The organism is Rubneribacter badeniensis (assembly GCF_002899695.1).
Taxonomy (GTDB): Bacteria; Actinomycetota; Coriobacteriia; order Coriobacteriales; family Eggerthellaceae; genus Rubneribacter; species Rubneribacter badeniensis.
This window is the reverse complement of sequence record NZ_PPEL01000201.1, coordinates 1-500: the sequence shown is the minus strand read 5'-3', so window position 1 is coordinate 500 and position 500 is coordinate 1. Positions and strand designations below refer to the sequence as shown.

The 500-nt window shown below is 65.6% G+C and carries 1 protein-coding gene; it reads left to right on the top strand.

Annotation, left to right across the window (positions count from 1 at the left end; translation table 11 throughout):
• Positions 1 to 13: 13 nt before the first annotated feature.
• On the top strand, positions 14 to 500 hold a 487-nt coding region (locus C2L80_RS13660; protein WP_103263379.1), incomplete at its 3' end, for an ABC transporter ATP-binding protein.

The following is a 500-nucleotide window of genomic DNA, read 5'->3' as shown; positions in this document are numbered from 1 at the left end:
GAGAGGGATCGATTTGGCATTCGTGGAGTTCCGCGACGTGCGCAAGGTGTACACGATGGGCGAGGTGGAGGTTGCGGCCGTCGACGGGATGACGTTCGACATCGAGCGCGGCGAGCTCGTGGTGGTGGTGGGGCCCTCGGGCGCCGGCAAGACCACGCTCCTGAACATGCTGGGCGGCATGGACGGGTGCTCGTCGGGCACCATCATGCTGGACGGGCGCGACATCAGCGCGTTCAACAGCAAGAAGCTCACCTACTACCGCCGCTACGACATAGGCTTCGTGTTCCAGTTCTACAACCTCGTGCAGAACCTCACGGCGTTGGAGAACGTGGAGCTGGCGAGCCAGATCTGCAAGGACCCGCTCGATGCGGCCGAGGTGCTTGCCCAGGTGGGGCTGGGGCATCGGCTGGACAACTTCCCCGCCCAGCTCTCCGGCGGCGAACAGCAGCGCGTGGCCATCGCCCGCGCGCTGGCGAAGAACCCGAAGCTGCTTCTGTGCG